Origin of the sequence: Pseudomonas sp. B28(2017) (genome assembly GCF_002113025.1) — a bacterium.
GTDB lineage: Bacteria > Pseudomonadota > Gammaproteobacteria > Pseudomonadales > Pseudomonadaceae > Aquipseudomonas.
Genome location: NZ_NEJH01000002.1, coordinates 211468 through 231899 on the forward strand (window position 1 = coordinate 211468; position 20432 = coordinate 231899).

The 20432-nt window shown below is 60.4% G+C and carries 23 protein-coding genes, 1 tRNA gene and 1 pseudogene; 13 read left to right on the forward strand and 12 right to left on the reverse strand.

What is annotated here, in order from left to right:
* Positions 1-30 precede the first annotated feature (30 nt).
* Genes CAF65_RS05600 through CAF65_RS05615 form a run of 4 tightly spaced genes read left to right on the forward strand, consistent with a single transcriptional unit; the run spans position 31 to position 4074 of the window.
* The gene (locus CAF65_RS05600; RefSeq protein ID WP_085715411.1) at positions 31-1008 is read left to right on the forward strand and encodes a tripartite tricarboxylate transporter substrate binding protein; all 978 of its coding nucleotides are present in this window, start codon (positions 31-33) and stop codon (positions 1006-1008) included.
* A 58-nt stretch (positions 1009-1066) separates the two neighbouring features.
* Entirely contained in the window at positions 1067-1525 is a 459-nt protein-coding gene (locus CAF65_RS05605; RefSeq protein ID WP_085715412.1) for a tripartite tricarboxylate transporter TctB family protein, read from the forward strand.
* A gap of 1 nt (position 1526) precedes the next feature.
* Complete coding sequence (locus CAF65_RS05610) at positions 1527-3041, forward strand: tripartite tricarboxylate transporter permease (RefSeq protein ID WP_085715413.1); 1515 nt, start codon at positions 1527-1529, stop codon at positions 3039-3041.
* Positions 3034-4074, forward strand: coding sequence for an AbrB family transcriptional regulator (locus CAF65_RS05615; protein WP_085715414.1), 1041 nt, complete (start codon positions 3034-3036; stop codon positions 4072-4074). The genes CAF65_RS05610 and CAF65_RS05615 overlap by 8 nt, the downstream gene beginning before the upstream one ends.
* 55 nt (positions 4075-4129) lie before the next feature.
* On the opposite strand, the gene ung is transcribed toward CAF65_RS05615, so the two are convergent.
* Positions 4130-4822 carry a uracil-DNA glycosylase gene (gene ung / locus CAF65_RS05620; RefSeq protein WP_085715415.1) on the reverse strand — a complete coding sequence of 231 codons (693 nt, stop codon included), beginning with the start codon at positions 4820-4822 and terminating at the stop codon, positions 4130-4132.
* 132 nt (positions 4823-4954) lie between these two features.
* On the opposite strand from ung, the gene CAF65_RS05625 reads away from it, so the two are divergent.
* A complete protein-coding gene (locus CAF65_RS05625) occupies positions 4955-6067 on the forward strand; it encodes an enoyl-CoA hydratase/isomerase family protein (RefSeq protein WP_085715416.1) in 1113 nt (370 codons plus the stop codon).
* Between the two features lie 56 nt (positions 6068-6123).
* On the opposite strand, the gene CAF65_RS05630 is transcribed toward CAF65_RS05625, so the two are convergent.
* Together CAF65_RS05630 and CAF65_RS05635 are read right to left on the reverse strand one after the other, a co-directional pair.
* The gene (locus tag CAF65_RS05630; protein WP_085715417.1) at positions 6124-6567 is read right to left on the reverse strand and encodes a hypothetical protein; all 444 of its coding nucleotides are present in this window, start codon (positions 6565-6567) and stop codon (positions 6124-6126) included.
* A gap of 167 nt (positions 6568-6734) precedes the next feature.
* The gene (locus tag CAF65_RS05635; protein WP_085715418.1) at positions 6735-6992 is read right to left on the reverse strand and encodes a hypothetical protein; all 258 of its coding nucleotides are present in this window, start codon (positions 6990-6992) and stop codon (positions 6735-6737) included.
* Between the two features lie 211 nt (positions 6993-7203).
* Here CAF65_RS05635 and CAF65_RS05640 point away from each other — a divergent pair.
* The 5 genes and pseudogenes from CAF65_RS05640 to CAF65_RS05660 all read left to right on the forward strand — a co-directional run.
* Positions 7204-7699: pseudogene (locus CAF65_RS05640) on the forward strand (GGDEF domain-containing protein); the annotation flags it as partial.
* The gene (locus CAF65_RS05645; protein WP_085715419.1) at positions 7686-7904 is read left to right on the forward strand and encodes a cysteine-rich CWC family protein; all 219 of its coding nucleotides are present in this window, start codon (positions 7686-7688) and stop codon (positions 7902-7904) included. The pseudogene CAF65_RS05640 and the gene CAF65_RS05645, both read left to right, overlap by 14 nt.
* A gap of 33 nt (positions 7905-7937) precedes the next feature.
* A complete protein-coding gene (locus CAF65_RS05650; protein WP_085715420.1) occupies positions 7938-8630 on the forward strand; it encodes a pseudouridine synthase in 693 nt (230 codons plus the stop codon).
* 314 nt (positions 8631-8944) lie between these two features.
* Positions 8945-9829, forward strand: coding sequence for an alpha/beta fold hydrolase (locus CAF65_RS05655; RefSeq protein ID WP_085715421.1), 885 nt, complete (start codon positions 8945-8947; stop codon positions 9827-9829).
* 181 nt (positions 9830-10010) lie between these two features.
* A tRNA-Gly gene (locus CAF65_RS05660) sits at positions 10011-10084 on the forward strand.
* Between the two features lie 552 nt (positions 10085-10636).
* Here the strand turns inward: CAF65_RS05660 and tam are convergent.
* The 5 genes from tam to CAF65_RS05690 all read right to left on the reverse strand — a co-directional run bounded on the left by tam (position 10637) and on the right by CAF65_RS05690 (position 14546).
* Entirely contained in the window at positions 10637-11407 is a 771-nt protein-coding gene (gene tam / locus CAF65_RS05670; protein ID WP_085715423.1) for a trans-aconitate 2-methyltransferase, read from the reverse strand.
* Between the two features lie 220 nt (positions 11408-11627).
* Positions 11628-12131, reverse strand: coding sequence for a DUF4142 domain-containing protein (locus tag CAF65_RS05675; RefSeq protein ID WP_085715424.1), 504 nt, complete (start codon positions 12129-12131; stop codon positions 11628-11630).
* Between the two features lie 74 nt (positions 12132-12205).
* Positions 12206-12364 carry a KGG domain-containing protein gene (locus tag CAF65_RS05680; protein ID WP_007982976.1) on the reverse strand — a complete coding sequence of 53 codons (159 nt, stop codon included), beginning with the start codon at positions 12362-12364 and terminating at the stop codon, positions 12206-12208.
* 117 nt (positions 12365-12481) lie between these two features.
* Positions 12482-13828 (reverse strand): diguanylate cyclase domain-containing protein, encoded by a 1347-nt coding sequence (locus CAF65_RS05685; RefSeq protein ID WP_085715425.1) that lies wholly within the window; start codon positions 13826-13828, stop codon positions 12482-12484.
* A 79-nt stretch (positions 13829-13907) separates the two neighbouring features.
* Positions 13908-14546 (reverse strand): LysE family translocator, encoded by a 639-nt coding sequence (locus CAF65_RS05690; RefSeq protein WP_085715426.1) that lies wholly within the window; start codon positions 14544-14546, stop codon positions 13908-13910.
* 153 nt (positions 14547-14699) lie between these two features.
* On the opposite strand from CAF65_RS05690, the gene CAF65_RS05695 reads away from it, so the two are divergent.
* Both CAF65_RS05695 and CAF65_RS05700 read left to right on the forward strand, forming a co-directional pair.
* A complete protein-coding gene (locus CAF65_RS05695) occupies positions 14700-14939 on the forward strand; it encodes a CopG family ribbon-helix-helix protein (RefSeq protein WP_085715427.1) in 240 nt (79 codons plus the stop codon).
* Positions 14929-15213 carry a type II toxin-antitoxin system RelE/ParE family toxin gene (locus CAF65_RS05700; RefSeq protein WP_085715428.1) on the forward strand — a complete coding sequence of 95 codons (285 nt, stop codon included), beginning with the start codon at positions 14929-14931 and terminating at the stop codon, positions 15211-15213. Before CAF65_RS05695 ends, CAF65_RS05700 begins: the two co-directional genes overlap by 11 nt.
* Positions 15214-15232: 19 nt before the next feature.
* Here CAF65_RS05700 and CAF65_RS05705 read toward each other — a convergent pair whose 3' ends face one another.
* Positions 15233-16141 (reverse strand): LysR substrate-binding domain-containing protein, encoded by a 909-nt coding sequence (locus CAF65_RS05705; RefSeq protein WP_085715429.1) that lies wholly within the window; start codon positions 16139-16141, stop codon positions 15233-15235.
* 77 nt (positions 16142-16218) lie between these two features.
* On the opposite strand from CAF65_RS05705, the gene CAF65_RS05710 reads away from it, so the two are divergent.
* Entirely contained in the window at positions 16219-16707 is a 489-nt protein-coding gene (locus CAF65_RS05710) for a DMT family transporter (protein ID WP_085715430.1), read from the forward strand.
* Between the two features lie 78 nt (positions 16708-16785).
* Here CAF65_RS05710 and CAF65_RS05715 read toward each other — a convergent pair whose 3' ends face one another.
* The 3 genes from CAF65_RS05715 to CAF65_RS05730 all read right to left on the reverse strand — a co-directional run bounded on the left by CAF65_RS05715 (position 16786) and on the right by CAF65_RS05730 (position 20418).
* Positions 16786-18117: an MFS transporter gene (locus CAF65_RS05715; protein ID WP_057400755.1), complete on the reverse strand. Its 1332-nt coding sequence runs from the start codon at positions 18115-18117 to the stop codon at positions 16786-16788.
* 184 nt (positions 18118-18301) lie between these two features.
* Positions 18302-19228, reverse strand: a complete 927-nt coding sequence (locus tag CAF65_RS05725) for a hydroxymethylglutaryl-CoA lyase (protein WP_085715432.1) — start codon at positions 19226-19228, stop codon at positions 18302-18304.
* On the reverse strand, positions 19225-20418 hold the full coding sequence (locus CAF65_RS05730) for a CaiB/BaiF CoA-transferase family protein (RefSeq protein WP_085715433.1): 1194 nt from the start codon (positions 20416-20418) through the stop codon (positions 19225-19227). Before CAF65_RS05730 ends, CAF65_RS05725 begins: the two co-directional genes overlap by 4 nt.
* Positions 20419-20432 lie beyond the last annotated feature (14 nt).

Below are 20432 nucleotides of genomic sequence, written 5' to 3' on the forward strand. Positions count from 1 at the left end.
TCCATAACAACAACTCCCAAGGAGACTTGAATGAACCTGTCAATGCGTAAAATCGCCCTCGCCGCCAGCGTCCTGCTGTTCACCGGCCAAGCGCTCGCCGAACCCAAACGCCCTGAATGCATCGCCCCGGCCTCGCCCGGCGGTGGCTTCGACCTGACCTGCAAACTGGCGCAAAGCGCGCTGATCAACGAAAAACTGCTGACCAAACCGATGCGCGTGACCTACATGCCCGGCGGTGTCGGTGCGGTGGCGTATAACGCGGTGGTCGCCCAGCGTCCGGCCGATGCCGGCACCCTGGTGGCCTGGTCCAGCGGCTCACTGTTGAACCTGGCCCAAGGCAAGTTCGGCCGTTTCGATGAAAGCAACGTGCGCTGGCTGGCCGCCGTTGGCACCAGCTATGGCGCCATCGCGGTTAAAAGCGACTCGCCCTACAAGACCCTCGACGATCTGGTTAAGGCACTGAAGAAAGATCCGAGCAAAGTGGTGATCGGCTCCGGTGGCACCGTCGGCAGCCAGGACTGGATGCAAACCGCGCTGATCGCCAAGGCCGCCGGGATCAACCCTCGCGACCTGCGTTACGTTGCCCTTGAAGGCGGCGGTGAAATAGCCACCGCCCTGCTCGGCGGTCACATCCAGGTCGGCAGCACCGACATCTCCGACTCCATGCCGCACATCCTCAGCGGCGACATGCGCCTGCTGGCGGTGTTCTCCGACAAGCGTCTGGACGAACCGGAAATGAAAGACATCCCTACGGCCCGCGAACAAGGCTACGACATTGTCTGGCCGGTGGTGCGCGGTTTCTACCTCGGGCCAAAAGTCAGCGACGAAGACTACGCCTGGTGGAAAGCTGCCTTCGACAAACTGCTGGCCTCCGAAGACTTCGCCAAGCTGCGCGATCAGCGCGAGCTCTTCCCGTTCGCCATGACCGGCCCGGAGCTGGACACCTACGTGAAGAAGCAGGTCGCGGACTACAAAGTGCTGGCCAAAGAGTTCGGCCTGATCCAGTGATCGTCTCTGTCTAGCGGCTGCGACTTCGCTCGGCGGAGTCGCAGCACAGGAGTTCCTCATGCTCTTACAACGCATTTTTGCTTCGGTGCTGTTGCTGGCCTGTATCGGCCTGGCACTGATGGCGTGGCCGTACCAAGCGGCTTTTTCCTACGAACCGGTGGGGCCTCGGGCCTTTCCATTGCTGATGCTCGGCCTGATGGGCTCGGCACTTCTGTACATGGTATTTCGTCCTGCGCCGATCAAGCACAGCGATGACGAGCCGCCGCTGGACCGCGAAACCCTGACCAAGATCGGCATCTGCGTGGTGCTGTTGCTGGTATTCGCCGGCGCCTTCGAACCTCTTGGTTTCATCGTCGCCAGCATCCTCACCGGCGTGCCGATGGCACGCCTGTATGGCGGCCGCTGGGTACCCAGCATCGTGATCATCAGCCTGATGGCCGTCGGCCTTTACCTGCTGTTCGACCGCGTGATGGACGTACCGCTGCCCCTCGGCCTGCTCGACGTTCTGGAGAACTGATATGGATACTCTTGGCTATTTGGGTCAGGGTTTCGGCGTCGCGCTGAGCCCCTACAATCTGGTGACCGCCCTGTGCGGCACCCTGATCGGCACCGTGGTCGGCCTGTTGCCGGGGCTGGGCCCGATCAATGGCGTGGCACTGTTGATCCCGATCGCATTTGCCCTCGGCCTGCCACCGGAGTCGGCGTTGATTCTGCTGGCGGCGGTGTACCTGGGTTGTGAATACGGCGGCCGGATCAGCTCGATCCTGCTGAACATCCCGGGCGAAGCCTCCACTGTGATGACCACCCTCGACGGCTACCCGATGGCCCGCCAGGGCCTGGCCGGTGTCGCGCTGTCGCTGTCTGCCTGGAGTTCGTTCATCGGCGCCTTCATCGCGACCTGCGGCATGGTGCTGTTCGCTCCGCTGCTGGCGAAATGGGCAATTGCCTTCGGCCCGGCGGAATACTTCGTGCTGATGGTATTTGCGATTGTCTGTCTCGGCGGCATGGCCGGTGATCGACCGTTGAAGACCTTCATCGCGGCGTTGATCGGTCTGTTCCTGTCGACAGTCGGCATCGACGCCAACAGCGGCGTGTATCGCTTCACCGGGGACAACATCCACCTGACCGACGGCATCCAGTTCGTCGTGCTGGTGCTGGGACTGTTCTCCATCAGCGAAATCCTCCTGCTGCTGGAAAAAACCCATCACGGCCAGGAAGCGGTGAAAGCCACCGGCCGCATGATGTTCAACTTCAAGGAAGCGGCGTCAGTGTTCGTGGTGAACATTCGCTGCGGCGTGCTGGGCTTCATCATGGGCGTGTTGCCGGGTGCCGGCGCGACCCTGGCCAGTGCCGTGGCCTACATGACCGAGAAACGCATCGCCGGTGCCAGCGGCAAATTCGGCCAAGGCGACAAGCGCGGCCTCGCTGCCCCGGAAACCGCCATCGGTGGCGCGGCCTGCGGTGCGCTGGTACCGATGCTGACCCTCGGTGTTCCAGGTTCCGGCACCACGGCGGTGATGATCGGTGCACTGTCGCTGTACAACATCACCCCGGGCCCGCTGCTGTTCCAGGAACAACCCGACATTGTCTGGGGCCTGATCGCTTCGTTGTTCATCGCCAACGTAATGCTGGTGATCCTCAACATCCCGATGATCCGCGTATTCACCCGCATCCTCGCCGTGCCGAACTGGGCACTGGTGCCGGTGATCGCCATCATCACCGGGATCGGTGTCTACGCGGTGCACGCCACCACCTTCGACCTGTTCCTTATGATCGGCATCGGCATCTTCGGCTACATCCTGCGCAAGCTGGACTTCCCGTTGTCGCCGCTGCTGCTGGGCTTCATCCTCGGCGGCCTGATGGAGCAGAACCTGCGTCGTGCCCTGTCGATATCCAACGGTGCGCTGGAAATCCTCTGGTCGAGCCCGATCACCTTCGGTGTCTGGGTGCTGACGGCGATCATGCTGTTGATGCCGATCATCCGTATCTGGCGCAAACGTTCGGCCGCGCAACGCGCTATCGCCGATGTCTGATCGGACACCCTTCAGAAACTGGTGGGGAACCCCGCTGGTCGGCCTGCTTGGCGGTTACCTCGCCAGCCAGGTCGGCTGGCCTTTGCCGTGGATGGTCGGCTCGTTGCTGGCGATCATCCTCGTGCGCTGCCTGACACCCTGGCAATTGGCCGAAATCCCTGGCGGCCGCAAGTGCGGCCAGTGGATCGTCGGTATCGGCATTGGCCTGCACTTCACCCCGCTGGTGCTGGAGCAGGTGCTGAGTCATTTCGGTCTGATCTTCTTCGGTGCGCTGGTCACCAGCCTGTCTGCGGTCGTCGGCGTATGGCTGATGCGCCGTACCGGTGAGGATCGCGCCACGGCGTTCTTTTCCAGCATGCCCGGCGGTTCCGGAGAGATGGTCAACCTCGGCGCCCGCAATGGCGCGGTGCTCAGCCGTGTGGCGGCGGGGCAGAGTTTGCGGGTGTTGGTGGTAGTGCTCTGCGTGCCGGCGGCTTTCAAGTATTTACTGGGCGATGGTGCCCCGGTTTTACATGCCACCGCTGTGGACTGGCGCTGGCTGGCCCTGCTGTTTCCAGCAGGTGCATTGGCGGCCTGGATCTGGGAACGCCTGCGTCAACCCAACCCTTGGCTGTTCGGGCCGTTGCTGGTCAGTGCGACAGTCAGCATCGGCTGGGATCTGCACATCGGCCTGCCCAATGGCGGTAGCCAGATCGGCCAATGGTTGATCGGCAGCGGTCTGGGCTGTCACTTCAACCGGCAGTTTTTCCGCCGGGCACCATCGTTCATGGGACGCACCTTGATCGGCACGCTGTTGACCATGTTGATTGCAACGGCGGCGGCGCTGGGCTTGAGTGCCCTGACCCACCTGGATCTGCGTTCGCTGACCCTGGGCATGATGCCAGGCGGCATTGCCGAGATGAGCCTGACCGCGGAAACCCTGCAACTGTCGGTACCGCTGGTGACGGCTATGCAGGTGATGCGGTTGTTGTTTGTGCTGTTTTTGGCGGAGCCGTTGTTCAAGTACTGGAACCGGGGTCCGGATTCAGTCTGATAGACCAAGGTGACTCCGGGCGGCGATCCGACGAAGGGGCCACCACGGCCCTCCATCAAATGGGCGGCAACCGCCACTCGATCGGCGTCTCGCCATTCTGTTCCAGAAACTTGTTGGTCCGGCTGAAGTGCCCGCAACCGAGGAAACCACGATAGGCGGACAGCGGTGACGGATGTACCGAAGTCAGCACCAGATGCTTGGTCGCATCGATCAGCTTCTGCTTGCTCTGGGCATGGGCGCCCCACAGCATGAATACCAGGTGCGGCTGCTGTTGGCTGACCACTTCAATGATGCGATCGGTGAAAAACTGCCAGCCCTTGTCCTTGTGTGCATTGGCGTTGGCGCGTTCAACGGTCATGGTCGTGTTGAGCATCAGCACGCCCTGATCGGCCCAGCTCTGCAGGTAGCCATGGTTGGGGATGTCGATGTTCAGGTCGCGCTTGAGTTCTTTGTAGATGTTCACCAGCGACGGTGGCGCCGGCACGCCCGGCTGCACCGAGAAGCACAAACCATGGGCCTGACCCGGGCCGTGATAAGGATCCTGACCGAGGATCACCACTTTGACCTTGTTCAGCGGCGTGGAATTGAGCGCGTTGAATATCATCGGCCCCGGCGGATAGATCTCCTTGCCGGCCGCCCGCTCCTGTTGCAGGAAGTTTCGCAACTCTGCCATGTAGGGCTGGTCGAATTCGGCACGCAGTGCCTCCTTCCAGCTCGGTTCGAGTTTGATACGGTCGTCAGCAGTCATGGGGATACCCGGCAAAAACAGTGGGGCGAACCCTAGGAAAGCCTACCTCGCTTGTCAATTGATCTGACGCAGATCCAGCACTTTCCCACACAGCGATCATACTTAACCCTCAATTTCCTGATCGAGGTCACGATGAATCTGCACTTCGAAGAACTCACCGGCACCGACGGCGCCCGCATCGGCATCGCCAGCCTGGATGCCGAAAAAACCCTGAACGCCCTGTCCCTGCCAATGATCAACGCCCTGCGCGACCGCATGGCAACCTGGGCCAAGGACCCGCAGATCGTCTGCGTCCTCTTGCGCGGCAATGGCGCCAAGGCTTTTTGCGCCGGTGGCGAAGTGCGCAGCCTGGTGGAGGCCAGTCGCGCCCATCCGGGTGAAGTACCGCCACTGGCCGCGCAGTTTTTTGCGGCGGAATATCGCCTGGACTTCAGCCTGCACACCTACCCCAAACCGTTGATCTGCTGGGGCCATGGCTATGTGCTCGGCGGTGGCATGGGACTGTTGCAAGGTGCGGGCATCCGCATCGTCACGCCGAGCAGCCGGTTGGCAATGCCGGAGATCAGCATCGGCCTGTACCCGGATGTTGGCGGCAGTTGGTTTCTGTCGCGCCTGCCCGGCAAGCTCGGGTTGTTCCTGGGACTGACCGGCGCATACATGAACGGCCGCGATGCCATCGATCTGGACCTGGCCGACCGCTTCCTGCTCGACGATCAACTGCCGGCACTGATCGACGGACTGCTGCAATTGAACTGGCAGGAACAGACACCCATGCAGCTCAACAGCCTGCTCAAGGCCTTGCAGCAGGAAGCCGTGGCACAGATGCCCGAAGCCCAGTGGCTGCCGCGCCGTCAGCAGATCGACGAGTTACTGGATGTCAGCGACGTGCGTTGCGCCTGGAAGACCATCAGCGCCTTGCGCGATCACAGCGACCTGTTACTGAGCCGCGCAGCCAGGACCCTGAGCGAAGGCTCGCCGCTGACCGCGCACCTGGTGTGGGAGCAGATAGTCCGTGCCCGGCACCTGTCGCTGGCAGAGGTCTTCCAGATGGAATACACCCTGAGCCTCAACTGCTGTCGTCATCCGGAGTTCAGCGAAGGCGTACGCGCCCGGTTGATCGACAAGGATCAGAAGCCGCACTGGCACTGGCCGGACATCAACAATGTGCCGGACGCGGTGGTAGAGGCGCATTTCCACAAGGCCTGGGAAGGTCGGCATCCGCTGGCGGATTTATCCGAGTACTGAACGAACTGTGGGGGCGGGCTTGCCCGCTCCCACAGGTTCTGTATTTAACTGAGTGATCAGCGGTGATTGCCCCGCCAGTTGTGATCGCCGCGTCCGCCACGATGGTTGCGCCCGTCGTGACCGCGAAAGTCATTGTTCCAGCCCCCGTGGTTACGGCCGTCCCAACCATGGTTCTGATGCATCCGGTAATCACCCCGGTATGGCTGATAGTAACGCGGAGCGGGCTGGTAATAGTGCGGTTGATACATCCGCGGCTGCGAGTAATAACGCGGTGTCGGCTGGTAATACCGCGCTGGCGGCATGTAATACCGGGGCGGCGGCGTGTAGTAACCATTGGAATAGTAGGAACTTCCCCCGGCGTAATGGGTTGGCGCAGGCGAGGTATAGACTTCGGAACTGTAGTAACTGCCTCCTTCGTCGTAGTAAGGCTCGCACCCACCAAGGGACAATCCCGACACAGCAAGCAGAAGAATTCGCCGCAGCCTTTTTTGACAGAGCATGGCGGCCTCCTGGACCGCGGGTGAGCCACACCAGCGACGCTGGCAGGCGACAGTCAAATGTTCAGTGACTGTCGATAGATCAGACATCGAGTTCGGAATCTGGTGCGCCCCTGAAACAAGTAGAAACATCTGGCCGATGAAAGGTTTTTCACCCATTCACGCCACGATTAACGGTGGCCACCGTGAAATCCACCGCCATGATGTCCACCTCCGTAAAAACCGTGTCCACGGTAATAACCATGCCCACCGTAGTAATAGGAGCGATAGCCGCCGTAATAACGTGGGCCGTAGTAACCGTAATAGTAAGGCGAGTAGTAACCGGGATAGTAATAAGGTGCCGCGTAGACATCGGCAGGACCGTCGTAGTAGTAGCAGCCAGACAATCCAACACCGAGCAATGCACCGAACAACAATCGACGTAACATGACGGCCTCCGTAAAGACCTGTGACAGCAGCCAGCACAGACCGTGCTGACATCTGTTTTGACTGGCAAATCCCTGCCAAGTGCAACGTCGCACCCACCTTCTGATCAGCGGCGGATACTTTCCAGTGCGCTGCACTTACATACAATCGCAAGGCAGCCTTGCTCGCCCCAACAAAGTCCGGGCACCCTCTTCATTGAACATGGGAACGACCATGACCGAACTGCCCAACCGTCGTGGCTTCGACCTGCTGGCCGCACAGGCCATGCTGGAAGCCCGGCGCGAGCCCAAACCGCTGACCGCCCTGCTGCTGGACCTCGACCATTCCAAGGCGATGAACGACACCTACGGCCACTTGGCCGGCGACCAGGTACTGATCGGTTTCGCCCGGGATCTGGAAAGTTGCCTGCGGCACTCCGACATCGTCTGCCGCTGGGGCGGTGAAGAGTTCATCGTTCTGCTCCAGGACACCAACGGGACAGGCCTGATGATTGCCGAGAAAATTCGCCTGGCACGTGGAACAGCAGCGCTATGCCTACAATGACAAGGCCTTGCAACTGACCGTGAGCATTGGCCTCACGCCCCTGCAACCCGATGACACCTTGCACAGCCTGCTGTCACGGGTGGATCATGCGATGTATCGGGCCAAGCAAAGTGGCCGTAACCGAAACTGCGTGGAAATGTCTCACTCCGTCCATGAACCAGCCTGACCTCTGCCCCGCCTGCGGCGCCCCCAACGACTGCACCCTGGCCGACCCACGAACCGCCGACCGAGCCTGCTGGTGCTACGGCGTCAGCATTGACCCGGCAGTGCTCCAGGCGCTGCCGGCGCAAGTGCGCAACGCCTCGTGCCTATGCCCGCGTTGCGCCGAGGTTGGGGCGCAGTTGCAAGCAGCGTCCGAGTCGATCAAGTAAGATGCGCCCCCCCTTCTTCACTGATCCCTAGTCATGCGTGTCGACCGATTCCTCAGCAACCTGCCGCGCTTCAACCGTAAACAGGTGCGCCTGTTGCTGGTGGAAAAACGCGTCAGGGTTGACGGAAACGTCGTCAGCGACCCGCACAGCGAGGTCCGCGAATTCAGCCGTGTCGAAGTGGACGACGACGTGCTGCAAGTCGGTAAACCGCTGCTCCATTTCATGCTGCACAAGCCCGCCGGATGCGTCAGCGCCACGCGGGACCCACAGCACCCGACCGTGCTCGATCTGATCCATGAACCAGACAAGGACGAACTGCACATCGCCGGCCGCCTGGACTTCAATACCACCGGCCTGATGCTGATCACCAATGACGGCAGTTGGTCGCGCCGACTGACCCAACCGCAGACCAAACTGCCCAAGGTCTATTACGTCGAAACCGAGCAGGACATCGGCCCTGAATACGCGATCAAATTCAGCCAAGGCCTGTACTTCGCCTTCGAAGACCTCACCACGCAACCGGCCGGACTAGAGCGGCTCGGGCCGAAATCGGCACGCCTGAGCATTATCGAAGGCCGTTATCACCAGGTGAAGCGCATGTTCGGCCACTTCGACAACAAGGTGCTGCGCCTGCACCGCGAACGCATGGGGCCGCTGGTGCTCGACGACGCGTTGAAACCGGGCGAATACCGCCCGCTGACCGACGAGGAGATCCGATCGATCTAAGCACACGACCGCTCAGCAGAAAGTTGTCGAACAATTTATCAACGGCACTTGCGCAATGATGTGACCCCTGCTTGAATCAGGACGTCGGCCGAAATGTGACCGATGAGTCACCCCATACTTCTAAGAAACTTTTTGCCGGTAGGAACCCAAGGGTTCCGGCCTCATCCGGCAGACTGCCCGCCAATAACAATACCCGTCGACCGGACTGCAATGGATCGACATGGGCCTCTCAAATTCCAGGCGTATGCCTACCTGTCACAAAGCTCGTGCAATCTCTATTTGCGCGCATACCCGCTTGCCAGGAGTCTTATGACATGAGGCCAGAAATCGCTGTGCTGGATATACAGGGTCAGTACCGGGTTTACACGGAGTTCTATCGCGCAGACGCCGCAGAGAAGACCATTATCCTGGTCAACGGCTCGATGGCCACGACTGCGTCGTTTGCACAAACCGTGAAAAACCTCCATCCGCAGTTCAACGTCGTCTGCTACGACCAGCCCTACGCGGGTCGGTCAAAAGCCCACAACCTGCATGAGAAAATGCTCACCAGGGAAATCGAAAGTCAGATCCTGCTGGAGCTGATCGACCACTTCGCCGCCGAGCATGTGCTGTCGTTTTCCTGGGGTGGCGCCGCGACCATGATGGCGTTGTCGCAACGGCCACGGCGCATCGAAAAAGCCGTGATCAGCTCGTTCTCCCCGGTGATCAACGCGCACATGCTCGACTACCTCGAGCGCGGCGTCGAACACCTCGGCAACCTGGACCGCGACCGGGTCGGGCACTTGGTGAACGACACCATCGGCAAACACCTGCCGTCGTTGTTCAAGCGCTTCAACTATCGCCACGTCAGCTCCCTGGCCGAGCATGAGTACGGGCAGATGCACTTCCACATCAACGACGTGCTGCACAGCGACCGCCAGTGCTACCTGCACACGGCGAAAAAAATTGATGTGCCGGTGCTGTTCCTCAACGGCGAATGGGACGAATACACCGCCGCCGACGACGCCCGGTTGTTCGCCGGCCACGTGCAACACAGCACGTTCAGCACCCTTCAGGCCACCGGCCACTTTCTCGACATGGAACACAAAGCTGCCTGCCGAGACAGCCGCAACGCACTGATGGGATTCCTGAAACCGTCGCAACACGAAAGTCGACCGCGTTACCACAACGTCCAGGAACACCATGCATTGGCAAGCTGAAGTAGCGTCATCGCGAGCAAGCCCCGCCCTGCTGCGTTAAACGTATTGCACAAGCGCGAGGCTTGCCCGCGATCGACCGTCACGGGCTCCAGGCATTGTTGATACATCCGGGTTAAACCCGCCCCACGTAAAGAAAAACTTCAAATCGCCGGCCGTATCTGGTACAAAGTCAGCGCTCTGAGCGGGTGTCGTATAATGGCATTACTCCAGCTTCCCAAGCTGATAACGAGGGTTCGATTCCCTTCACCCGCTCCAACCGAATTCAGTCTCACGTCAGGATGGTTTTGACGGGGGATGCAGAGATAGAAAAAACCGGTCCAGGTGACCGGTTTTTTCATGCCCGGGATTTGGTGGATTTTGCTTCTTCAGCCATTCCGCCATTTTCCCTCATCGATTAGCAAGTGCCCCTGGGCGATAGCGTCTATCCTGAGACCTGTTAGCGTTTTTTTCGAAAAACACGGATTTGTTATCAAATTCAATCCGGCATTAGTGTTTTCAGCGTTTCGAAATTAGCGTTTTCGTATCTTTTGCGTATAGATCCCGGTACGCGAATAAAGAAACCGTAGAGCGGCATTGAGCCCGGCAGTTGATCCCTTATTCTCCCCCGCTCATCCTTCGCCTCGAGATCAATATGCACAATTCAGAGTTGGGAATCATGATCATTTCAATGATCGGGTTGTTCGGCTTTGCTTCGTTTGCTTTTGAATACTTGAGCGCCCGACGCTCGAAAAAAAAAACAAGCCTCAGTGATATTTCCAAGCGGTAAAAAAAGGACAGATGACGCACATCAACTTTCCCTTTTTTGCATCAACGGGTCGCGACGATAAACAGTCGCGGAAACGGCAACAGCACCGATCCATCGGACAAGGCCGGATACGCCCGCTCGATAGCCGCCTGATATTGCTTCAGATACTGCGCCCGCTCCGCCTCGTCCAGCGGCTCAAGGAACGGCCGCAGACCGCTGCCCTTGAACCACTCCACCACGCCAGACGCACCGCCCGCGAGCGGATGATGGTAGGTGGTGCGCCACACATCGACGCGGGTGCAGCAGGCTTTGAGTATCGAGTAGTAACCGCTGGCACTGTCCATTTCCGTGCGCTGCCCGGCAGCACCTGCCAGTTTGCCCATCCATGGACCGTCCGCGGCCACTTCGCGCATCAAGCGGTGTGAAGGTTCATTGAGGTTGTCGGGCATCTGGATCGCCAGGCTGCCACCCGATGCCAGTTTATTCACCAGTGAAGGCAGCAACGCTGCGTGATCGGGCACCCACTGCAACACCGCGTTGGCGAAAATCACGTCGAACGGGCCGCTGTCGTTCCAGGTGTCGATATCGGCAACATCGAACTGCACATTCGGCAGGCGCTTGCGCGCAGCCTCGATCATGTCGGTCGAACTGTCCAGCCCGCGCACCGTGGCCTTGGCAAAACGCTCGACCAGCAACTCGGTGGAGTTACCGGGGCCACAACCGATATCGATGGCCGAACGCACGTCCCCGGCGGGGATGGCCGTCAGCAGGTCACGGGCGGGACGGGTGCGTTCATCTTCGAAAGCGACGTACTGCTTGGCGGACCAACTCATTGTGTTCTCCTGTCGGTACGTTGTGCTCGGGTCGCTACGATACCGCGGCGAGCGCCGTTAAAGGTTTCAGAAATTCACCTTTTCGGTCACCTCGTATTTTCTTTCCCCCACCACTGCCTGAAAAAACCAACGCCCAATCCCAAGCCGCATCTGGATCAGCACTGAACAGAAAAACGGCGCGTGACCGAAGTCCCGCGCCGTGTGTGTTCAAATCTTCCGCTCAACTTCTGGCCTGCAATGCCTTGGCCATTTGCAGATGATTTTGCAATTTTGGCAGGGTTTCTTTAGCGAATGCCTTGATTTGCGGCAGATCGGTGGTCTGCGCTTGCTGCTGCAGTTGATCGATGGCTTCCTGTGTGGTCTTCACCTGACTGGCTGTATAGGCCTCATCGAAGGTTGCCCCATCCATGATTTGTGGCATCAGGGCTTTGGCCTTTTCGACAATTTCTTCCCGTGGGGCCACCGGCAAATCCAGTTGCCTGGCGATTTTCGCCAGGTGCTGGTTCGCAGTGGTGCGGTCGTTGATAACGATGATGGTGTAGTCCTTCACTTCCCGGGACTCGGATTTCTGGTGCGCCAGGCGACTCGCTTCAATATCGGCGATACCTTTTGCCGAGGCCTCGTCGATGAATTCGGCGGGGGACTGGGCAAAAGCGCTGCTGGCTAACAGGCCCAGTAACGTGGCTAAACTGACATTGCATAATCGGGTGGCCATGCGGTTCATGGTCGCGCCCTCCTTATTTCCAATTCAAACGGGAGCTTTCGCCCCCGTCTCTCAATCAAAACCACCAGCATCCTTTAGCGGGATTTCTGACCGCCCTTGCGGCCCATGTCGGGTTTCGCCGGGTCTTTATCGACGGTCGTGGTGGTGGTTTTCCCACCCTTGCGACCGGCTTCAGAGGCCTTCGTTCGGTCGTTGGCGAAGTTTCCCGAGTTCGAGTTTCTTGAGTTGGGCATGATTCTCTTCCTCTTGATGATGATCGCGGCGAACCGTAGCCCGCATAGAATCTGAATTTGCGCGTCGCAAAAGGTTTAGAAAATTGCGTGGATACCACGACGAACGGTGCCCGGCTGTCAGACCATTCGCAGGTGATGCTCGCGCTTGGCGCAATACATCGCCTCGTCGGCATGCCGGAACAACTGCTTTTCTTCGGTGCCGTGATCGGGGTATCGGGCGACGCCGATACTCGGCTGGATGCTCAGGTTATGCCCATCCAGGCGCAGGGGCTGGGCCAGGACCTGACGGATTTTTGCGACCACGATATCAGTGTCTTCCGAGGCGTGAATGCTGTGCAGCAGCACCACGAACTCATCGCCGCCAATGCGGGCCACGGTGTCGGTTTCCCGCACGCAGCCCTTGAGCCGGTTGGCCACCGCCTGCAGCAGCATGTCGCCAACCGCGTGGCCATGGGTGTCATTGACTTGCTTGAAGCGGTCGAGGTCGACGTACAACAGCGCCATGTACCCGCCGTCCTCACGTGCCAATCGCAGTGACGCCTTGAGCCGGTCGCGCAGCAGCTCACGGTTGGGTAACTGGGTCAGTTGGTCGTACTGGGCCATGTGTTGCAGGCGGGCGTGCAATTGCTTGCGCTCGATGGCGGTCGCGACCTGGGCGCAGACGTATTGCAGCAGCTCCATGTCTTGCTCAGTGTAGCGTTCGCCGCCCGGAATGCTTTTGACGATCAACGCGCCGATGGTGCCGTTTTGCGAGTTCAGCGGCACACCCAGCCAACACGGTGCGTTCTGCCCGGTTTCCAGCACTTCGAAGCCGGCAGGCGGTGCGCTCTGGTCTGGAGTCAGCAGGATCGGCTGCCCCGTGCGGATCACTTCGGTGCACAGGCGCCCGGTCATGGTTCCGGGTTGTTCGGGCTGTGGTTCGTGGTCATCGATGTGATAAGGGAAATTCAGTTGCGCACAGTGCTCGTCGTACAGCGCCACGGAAAAATTCAGTGCCGGCAGCCATTCGCCAATGATCAAGTGGATGCGTTTGAACAACGCCAGCAGATCCTCTGCCGCATGGGCCGCCTCGGAAATCGCATACAACGCGGCCTGCCGGGATTCGGCCTGCTTGCGTTCGGTGATGTCGCGAGCCACCGCGATGCGCAACTGGTCGACCTCGGACCAACGTGCCGACCAGAGGATGTGCACCACGCGGCCATCCTTGCGCAGGTAGCGGTTTTCGAAGTTGAGCTTGGGTTCGCCGCCCATGATTTCCCGGGCGGCGTCGAGGGTGCGCTGGCGATCGGCCGGGTGCACCATGTCGATCATCGGCTGGCCGATCATTTCATCGGCGCTGTAGCCGAATATACGCTCGCACGCCGCACTGACAAAGACGAAGCGGCCCTGTTTATCCACCGCACAGACGGCGTCCAGCAACAGATCGATGTAACTCGCCAGCGGCGCGGAATTTCGGTTTTCCATGGTTCGGCGTGGGTGCCCCGATAATGCAGCGCTCTTCAATCATCCCTGCCCCGTCAGCCTTGCATCCCTGTGATTATATTCAAGCCTTGTCCGGCATCAGCCCCGGCAACGCATGGACCAGCGCATTGATGGCGAAACCGATGAACATTACCCCGCACAACCGGGTGATTGCCAGTTCATGACGCTGGTACAAGGTACGCACCCGCCGTGCACCGACGATGCCGATGAGAATAGCGTAGGCGAGCAACCCGCCGACGAAGCTCAGGCCGATCAGTGTCGGCAGCATTGACCAGCTGAGCAGTTCCGCGCGGCTCGACAACAGCGCCGTGAACGTCGCCACCGCCACCGGATAGGCCTTGGGATTGGTCAGGCCAAACAGGATGCCGTGCCAGAACGGCTGCCGCGCCGGGCCCTGCGGCGCATCACCGCTGCTGCGCCGCGCATGCACCGCACGCCAGCCGAGCCAGAACAGGTACAGGCCGCTGAGCACACCGAGCACGTCGAACGCTGTGCTGCCAATCTCCCGCGCACCGACAATCGCGATCAGCGCCGTGCTGCACCAGACCACATCGCCGAGCAAATGCCCGCACAGAAACCCCGCCCCGGCCCGTCGCCCATGGGCGGCGCCAATACCGAACACCGCCAGCACTCCCGGCCCCGGGGTGATGCCGTAGATAAAACCCGAGGCAAGCACGGCCATTAGCAACGATGGGGTCATTGAGAGTCCTTTTGAACGGTTTGGTGAATGGTGGCCAGTCTATATCAGGTCATTGCCTGTCGACTGAAACATCTCGACAGACGAACGGGCTGGTTCCGCCCCACTGATGACGGTGTAGTATGTTGTATTACAAACCACTACATCGAGACCAACATGTCAGTCATGTCCCTGCGCGTACCAGACGAAATCGCTGATACCCTCGCGAGTCTTGCTAAAGCAACGGGCCGCAGCAAATCATTTCTGGCCGTGGATGCGCTGCGTGAATACCTGGCCCGTGAAGCGTGGCAAATCGAGGAAATTCAGAAATCCTTGAAGGAAGCCGATGAAGGTGACTTCGCGACACAAGAAGAAGTGAACGCAGTTGCTGACAAGTGGGCGGCGAATGCGCGTTGAGTGGTTGCGTACGGCGTTAAAGAATCTGGATGACGAAGCCGCGTACATCGCCATCGAGAATCCAGAAGCTGCAGCAGATTTTGTCCAGGCAATTCTCGCCAGTGTCGATCACCTTGCCCGATTTCCATCGACGGGTCGTGAGGGGCGCTTAGCCGGTACCCGGGAATGGGTCATGCCTGACCGCCCCTATTTGATTCCCTACCGGGTTCGCCAAGGTCGGCTTCAGGTGCTACGATTTTTTCATACGCGTCGCCTGCCACCTTCCAATTGGTAAAGGCCATTTGGAAAAGCCTCTAGCGTTCGATCCCCTCCCCAATCCTCCGATTCAACCAGTTCAACGCCTGATCCCCGCCTCGCCGCTTGTGCCAGACCAGTACGAAGGTGAACGACGGGATGTGAAACGGCGGCGGCACGACAATCAGTGATTGCTCATCGATATCGCGCAAGCCTCGGGACGCGACGGTGAGGATCAGGTCGGTGCCGCTGATGAGTTCCGGGGCCACACTCCAGTGCGGCAGGCTGATGGCGACGCGGCGGCGCTCACGCAATGCGGTCAGGGCCCGTTCAATTTCCGGGGTGCCACTGCCGCGCATCTCCAGCAGCACATGAGGCCGTGCCAGGTAGCTGGGCAGGTCGAGCACACCGTCGGCGGGCAAGCTTTTGCGGTCTACCAGGCAGGCGTAGTGCTCTTCGAACAGCGGGGTGCTGCGCAAATCATTGGGCATTTCCGGGAACACACCGACCGCGACATCAATGTCACCGTTGAGCACCCCGTCGAGCATGCTTTCGCGGCTGCCATGGCTGATTTGCAGGTCAATGCCCGGCGCTTCGTGGCGCAATGTACGGATCAGTCCTGGCAGGACAATAGCGGCGCCATAGTCGGACATCGCCAGGCGCAAGGTACGCTGGGTGGTCGCGGGATCGAAGGCACTGGGCGCCAGCAGCGCTTGCACCTGGGCCAGGGCTTCGGCCAGCGGCGCCACCAGTTCCAGCGCTCGCGGAGTCGCTACAAGGCCAGCCCCGGCGCGCACCAGCAGCGGATCGCCGAGCAGGTCGCGCAACCGCGCCAGCGCATGACTGACCGCTGGCTGGCTCAGGTGCAGACGCTCGGCCGCCCGGGTCACGTGTTGCTCGCTGAGCAAAGCGTCGAGGATCACCAGCAAATTGAGGTCGATACGTCGAAGATCATTCATTTGCTGCATGTTCTGGATAACAAAACGGAATTTAAATCTGCGCGACGAATACTCTAGAGTCCAGCAAAACCTGTTGGAGATCGATCATGAGTACGTTGCATTGGGCGGGTTGGTTGCTGCTGGCCGCCTTCGCCGGGGCTGTGGTGCCGTTTCAGAGCGCAATCAACGTCAACCTTGGACGCGGCTTGGGTCATCCGTTGTGGGCGACGCTCGCCTCGTTGCTGGTGAGCGTTGTGGTGCTGTTGCCGATCATCGTTGCGATGCGTTTACCGTTGCCGTCTCTGGCATTCATCAGCAAGGCGCCGCTCTGGATGTGGGCAGGTGGTGCTTTTGGGGTGTTCTTTATTTCGCTGGCATTGGTGCTGCTGCCCAAACTCGGTGCCGCGGGGTTCATGGCATTGGCGCTGGCGGGGCAAGTGGTGGCGTCGTTGTTGCTGGATCACTTCGGCTGGTTTGGGTTGGTGGAGCGGCAGCTCACCTTGCCCAAGGTATTTGGGGTGGTGCTGTTGATGGCCGGGGTGGTGTTGATTCAGTTTAGTGGCGCTGCGGAAAAAGCGATGGCAGCGACTTCTTGAAAATCAAAAGATCGCAGCCTCCGGCAGCTCCTACGGGGATGCGTGGTCCGAGCAGGAGTTGCCGAAGGCTGCGATCTTTTAAAACTTGTCGAGTGTCCGCAACTTCTGCGGCAACCCCCACAGCAACAGCGCCACGGCGATCAGCGCGCAGACACCAATGACATACAGCGCCGGCGTGGTACTGCCGGTCAGGTCTTTGATCCGGCCAACCATCACCGGGCTGACGATGCCGCCGAACTGGCCCAGGGTGTTGATCACTGCGATCCCGCCGGCAGCCCCCGCACCAGCTCCGGCCAGCAGTTTCGGCGGCAGGGTCCAGAAGCTCGGGATGGAGGCGATGATCCCGGCACCGAGCAGGCCCAATGCGACAATCAGGAAGGTCGTGTGGCTGGCAAAGATCCCCGCACAGAAGAACCCGACCGCACCGACCGCCACCAGACCGGCGACATACTTGCGCCGCTCGCCAGAAGCATCGGACAGGCGTCCGATCACCACCATGCTGATGGCGCCACAGATGTACGGGATGGCCGTCAGCAAGCCGATCATCACCGGACTTTCGGTGCCGGCGCTGCGGATCAGTTGCGGCGCCCAGAAATTCAAGCCGTAGGACGCCACCTGAATCAGGAAATAGATCAACCCCAATGTCAGGAAACCCGGGATCCGCAGGGCGGCGAGCAGCGAACCGCCGCTCTTGTGCGGCTCATGCTGAGCGATACGGCTGGCCAGCAGGGTCTTCTCCGAAGGCGTCAGCCAATGGGCGTCTTCGATGCGATCCTTGAGCAGGGTCAACACCAGCAGACCGAGGCCGATACACGGCACGCCACCGAGCAGGAACAGCCAGTGCCAGCCACGCATTTGCAACACACCGTCGAGGTGTTGCAGCACCAGGCCGGAGAACGGCGCGCCCACCAGGCCGGCGAATGCCGACGACAGGAACAGCATCGAGGTGATGCGCCCGCGATAGTGCTGCGGAAACCACAGGGTCAGGTAATACAGCACGCCCGGGGCGAAACCCGCCTCCATCGCGCCAATCACGAAGCGCAGCACGTAGAACTGCCATTCGCTGTTGACGAACACCATGGCTGCCGTGGCCAGCCCCCAGGACATCATGATCCGGGCGATCCAGCGCCGGGCGCCGACCTTGTACAGCATCATGTTGCTCGGCACTTCGAAGATTACATAGCCAACCACGAACAAACCGGCGCCGAGGCCGTACGCGGTGTCGCTCAGGCTCAGGTCGGCCTGCAGCTGGAACTTGGCGAAGCTGATGTTGATGCGGTCGAAAAAGGCGAACAGGTAGCAGACCATGATCAGCGGCATCAGACGCCAGGCGACTTTGCTGACCAGCGCTTTTTCGGTGTCGTGGCTAACGGACGGGCTCACGCCCGCCTCCAGTGCATTGAGGCTCATTGCGGTTCTCCAGGCGGACTTCCCGTGGGTGTCCGATTGTTTTTGTTGTCTGGTAAATGTTCGATTTCACTGTAGGAGCGAGCTCGCTCGCGATGAACCTGAGATCGCCGCGGGGTATCTGGCATCCAGAGTTATCGTTGACGTCCATCGCGAGCATGCTCGCTCCTACAGGGGGGCAGTCTGCTCAGGAGGGCACGGGGTGCAGGTCGCAATTACGCCCTGCCTTGGCCAGTTGACCGGGCACTTCATGGCCGAGCAGCGCCGGCAGTCCTCGGGACAGTTTCAGTAACAGCGGCAAATCGATACCGGTGTGAATGCCGACTTCATCGCACAGGTTCACCAGATCCTCGGTGCAGATGTTTCCCGATGCCCCCGGTGCGAACGGGCAGCCGCCGAGGCCGCCGAGGGCCGCGTCGAAGCGCCGGGCACCGGCCTCGTAAGCGGCCAGCACGTTGCACAGGCCAAGGCCGCGGGTGTTGTGAAAATGCAGAGTCAGGTCTGATGGGGAGACCCTTTGCAGCACCCGGCGCACCAGCCGGTCGACCTGACGCGGGTTGGCCATGCCCGTGGTATCGGCCAAGGTAATGCCCTGGATGCCGAGTTCCTGATAGGCCTCGACGATTTGCAGTACGCGGTCCTCATCGATCTTGCCTTCGAAGGGGCAGCCGAAGGTGGTGGCGATGCTGGCGTTGAGTCGCACAGGGCTGTCGCCAACGAAGTGCACAATCTCACCGAACGCCGCCAATGAATCTTCGCAACGCATGCGCATGTTCGCCAGGTTGTGGGTCTGGCTGGCGGACATCACCAGGTTCAGCTCATCGGCCCTACACGCCAGAGCCCGTTGCGCGCCCCTGAGGTTGGGGATCAGCGCGACGTAGATCACCTCCGGTTGCCGGGTGATGCCCTTGAACACCAACTCGCCATCGCGCAGTGCCGGAATGGCTTTGGGCGACACGAACGAACCGGCTTCGATACGGCTGAATCCGGCCTGCGACAGCTGGTCGATCAAGGCAATCTTGTCGTGGGTTTCAACCCAGGTCGGCTCGATTTGCAAACCGTCGCGCGGGGACACTTCCTGCACGATCAGGTGGTCGGAATAATCAGTGATCATTGCACCACCCCTTCGACTTTCAAGCGTTCGATGTCTGTTGCAGTCAGGCCCAATTGCGCGAGGATGCCATCGGTGTGCTGACCCAGCCCGGGCCCGGACCAGTTCACACCACCGGGGGTCTCGGAGAGTTTCGGCACGATGCCCGGCATCTTCACCGTGGCGCCACCGGGCAGCTCGGCATTGAGCAGCATGTCCCGCGCCTGATAGTGCGGGTCGGCGACGATGTCGGCCACCGAGTAGATGCGCCCGGCCGGGACTTCGGCAGCCTCCAGCTCGGCCAGCACCTCGTCGATGGGCAGACTGCTGGTCCAGTGGGTGATGGCGGCGTCGAGCAGATTGCTTTTGGCTGCACGTCCATCGTTGTGGGCGAACTCCGGTGCTTCGGCCAGATCGGTGCGGCCAATGGTTTGCATCAGACGCCGGTAGATCGGGTCGCTGTTGCCGGCAATCACCACGTAGGCGCCGTCGGCGGTCAGATACGTGTTGGACGGCGCGATCCCCGGCAAGGCGCCACCGCTGCGTTCACGCACATGGCCAAGCATGTCGTATTCCGGCACCAGGCTTTCCATCACGTTGAACACGCTTTCGGCCAGGGACACATCAACGATCTGCCCGACGCCCTGCCCGGTCTTGACCCTTAGCAGCGACATCAGCGCACCGATCACCGCATGCAGCGAAGCCAGGGAATCGCCAAGGCTCACGCCGACCCGCGCCGGCGGCGAACCGGGAGTGCCGGTGGTGTAGCGAATCCCGCCCATGGCCTCGCCGATGGCACCGAAACCCGGGCGATCGCGATACGGGCCGGTCTGGCCGTATCCGGAAATCCGCACCAGCGTCAGGTTGGGGTTGAGCGCGTGCAACACGTCCCAACCGAGGCCGAGTTTTTCCAGGGCGCCGGGGCGCAGGTTCTCGATCAGCACATCGGCGCTGGTCGCCAGTTGCTTGACCAGTTCGATGCCTTCAGGGGATTTGAGGTTCAGCGCCAGGGACTTCTTGTTGCGTGATTGCAGGTACCACCACAACGAAGTGCCTTCGTGCAGCTTGCGCCATTTGCGCAGGGGATCGCCCTGGCCCATGGCTTCGATCTTGATCACTTCGGCGCCGAACTCGGCCAGCATGCGCGCCGCAAACGGCGCGGCGATAAGCGTGCCGATCTCGATCACTTTGATCGCACTCAAGGGGGCAGTCATCGCGGGGTACCTCT